The sequence below is a fragment of the Pseudanabaena sp. 'Roaring Creek' genome, assembly GCF_001402795.1.
Classification (GTDB): Bacteria; Cyanobacteriota; Cyanobacteriia; order Pseudanabaenales; family Pseudanabaenaceae; genus Pseudanabaena.
The window spans coordinates 1-2,624 of record NZ_LIRE01000406.1; the positions used below are offsets into that span (position 1 = coordinate 1).

4 protein-coding genes are annotated in these 2,624 nt (G+C 43.3%); all 4 read left to right on the forward strand.

What is annotated here, in order from left to right; all coding sequences use genetic code 11:
• Positions 1 to 350, forward strand: a 350-nt coding sequence (locus tag AC805_RS26305; RefSeq protein ID WP_055075927.1) for a hypothetical protein, incomplete at its 5' end; no start/stop codon positions are given.
• 150 nt (positions 351 to 500) lie between these two features.
• Positions 501 to 1,136: a cytochrome b/b6 domain-containing protein gene (locus tag AC805_RS13605; protein ID WP_055075928.1), complete on the forward strand. Its 636-nt coding sequence runs from the start codon at positions 501 to 503 to the stop codon at positions 1,134 to 1,136.
• 42 nt (positions 1,137 to 1,178) lie between these two features.
• Positions 1,179 to 1,913: a molybdopterin-dependent oxidoreductase gene (locus AC805_RS13610; protein ID WP_055075929.1), complete on the forward strand. Its 735-nt coding sequence runs from the start codon at positions 1,179 to 1,181 to the stop codon at positions 1,911 to 1,913.
• A gap of 186 nt (positions 1,914 to 2,099) precedes the next feature.
• The gene (locus AC805_RS13615) at positions 2,100 to 2,285 is read left to right on the forward strand and encodes a hypothetical protein (protein WP_009629251.1); all 186 of its coding nucleotides are present in this window, start codon (positions 2,100 to 2,102) and stop codon (positions 2,283 to 2,285) included.
• The last annotated feature ends 339 nt before the right edge of the window (positions 2,286 to 2,624 follow it).

The window sequence follows — 2,624 nt, forward strand, 5'->3', positions numbered from 1 at the left end:
CCCCTTCTGCAAAGCCTTCTGCTGATGCTACCCCTTCTGCAAAGCCTTCTGCTGATGCTTCAAAAGACAAAGCTACCCCTAAGCCTGGTGATGCTATGAAGCCTGATGCTAAGCCTGGTGATGCTATGAAGCCTGATGCTAAGCCTGGTGATGCTATGAAGCCTGATGCTTCTAAGGACAAAGCTGGTGATGCTATGAAGTCTGATGCTAAGCCTGGTGATGCTATGAAGCCTGATGCTAAGCCTGGTGATGCTATGAAGCCTGATGCTAAGCCTGGTGATGCTATGAAGCCTGATGCTAAGCCTGGTGATGCTATGAAGCCTGCTGATGATGCTAAAAAGCCTCAGTAATCTTTAAAACATCCAGCATATATTTAGAAGAATATCTAGTATTTTGAACTAAACCCTCAAAAAGAGGTGGCGCAATGCGTCACCTCTTTTTTTAATTCAATCCCGCAATTGCTTCGGCTAGAATCTAAACAAAAGCCTCTAGGAATAGTCATGCGATCGCCAACTCCACCAACTCCAAAGGCAACTAAAATACCGCACCAAGATTTGCCAGCTAAAGTTTTCCATTGGGTAAGTCTCGTTAGTTTATTTTTGATGATCGCGAGCGGGCTCCAAATTTATAATGCCAATCCCGTATTTGGAGGACGCGAGGGTATACATATTCCTCCTATTTTGGGGTTAGGAGGATGGTTAGCGGGGGGCAGACATTGGCATTTTGCGACAATGTGGATCTTTGCCTTGAATTTGCTTTGGTATGGAATTTATGTAGTGCTGACCCGAAGATGGCGACATCGCTATATCAGCAGCAAAGATGTAAAAGCCCTAGTATTTAGTCAAAATAACAAGCGGAAGAACTATGCTTGGCATCGTTTGGTTTATACCCTGATGATCCCGATTTTATTATTATCAATTTTTACGGGATTAGGGATGTTTAAGCCTGCTCAGTTTTATTGGATTGTAGATAGCTTTGGGGGATGGGATGCCCTGCGAATTACCCATTTTATGGCAGTCCCGATCGCAATCTTTTTAGCTGCCGTACATTCCCAACTAGGGCGAAATGTCGGTGGCGATCGCTTACTAGATTCCATGTTTTGGTCAGACCAGTCCGTTCTCTCCGATAAGGATTGACTTAATTTTTATTGTTAAAGATCGTTAAAAAACTTAAAAGCCATGCCAGAAGACCCTCAACAAACGCCAAATTTAAACTTTGACGATACCGATTTCGTTCCCCGTCGCCGTTTTTTGACCTTGGCAGGTATGGGTTTGTTAACAATTGGCTTTGGCAGTCTTGCGGAAGGGCTAGTAGGCAGCTTATCGGAGCCTCTTAACCAGCAAGTCGAGTCATTAATTTTTCAACCCCAACAGCCAATACCAGAGTTTCCGATTAGTGCGATCGAACCAGATAAATTAATTGTAAATACCTTTCGATTTACTCCCGCGATCGCGCTTGAAACCTATCGATTAATTATTGATGGTGAAGTGAATAATCCTCTAAGTCTCAATATGCTCGACCTGCAAAGATTACCCTTTAGAAATATGGTCATTCGCCATGTTTGTGTTGAGGGCTGGGCAGCGATCGTTCAATGGGGTGGAGTAAGGGTCAGAGATTTGCTTGCGATCGCCCAGCCATCCCCTCAAGCTAGATATGCCTATTTCTATTCGGCTGATGGCTATTATGAAAGCTGGGATCTCGATTCGGTCATGCATCCTCAAACCCTGATGGCATACCAAAAAAATGGACAGCCTCTAACCAAAGAGCATGGTGCGCCCCTTCGTCTCGCTTCACCGATCAAACTTGGCTATAAGCTCAGTAAATGGGTAACAAGAATTCAACTGACAAAAGAACTTGGAGAAAAGCAAGGCTATTGGGAGGATCTTGGTTATGAATGGTACGCGGGACTATAGCGATCGCCTCAGTAGCCAATGAAATTCTAGCAACCTAGCAGCAGGCTAAATTCTTGATTAATCTTTCTTGATTTGTGAACTTTTATTACGATATCTGTGCTATGTTCATCTGAGGCAATGAAACTCGAATACTTCAAGCAATGCAGCATTCTTCACTAATTCTTCAATTTTGATTAGATAAGATTTATGCGTTTAATCTTTACAAATAGTTTTAATCGATTTCAGACCATTAACGCAACACAGGCATGGTCATTATTCTTAACAGGCTGCAAACAGGATAATTCCTTAGGCGACAATCCGATGATTGGTAAATACTTAACGGTTTCAATCTTAGGGGCGATCACCGCTCAGATTCTCGAAGCGACCCTCTAGAAAACCAAAATAGAGAGTTGCGGCGCTTTGCGCCACAACTCTCTATTTTGGTTTTCTATTGACTGGCGGCGCTTTGCGCCGCCAGTCAATTCTTGGGGTTTATGTCCTAGTACTCTTGGCGATCGCTATAGACAGGAAAACGTCATAAGTACCTCAGCATAATTAAGATCCAGATCTCAAACCTGCGGCGCACGTGCAGCGTGCGCCGCAGGTTTTATACCAATTCCCAAAATGGCAACGCCATTTTGGGAATTGGTATAAAACCTTACTGGATTTGGTTTTTAATTCACGAAAGTGTGACAACACTTTCGTGAATTGGTATTAATTATGCTGAGGTAC

Bases quoted from the DNA above. Each gene is read 5' to 3' on its own strand.
- AC805_RS13605 (WP_055075928.1), top strand. From the start codon at position 501: ATGCGATCGCCAACTCCACCAACTCCAAAGGCAACTAAAATACCGCAC.
- AC805_RS13610 (WP_055075929.1), top strand. From the start codon at position 1,179: ATGCCAGAAGACCCTCAACAAACGCCAAATTTAAACTTTGACGATACC.
- AC805_RS13615 (WP_009629251.1), top strand. From the start codon at position 2,100: ATGCGTTTAATCTTTACAAATAGTTTTAATCGATTTCAGACCATTAAC.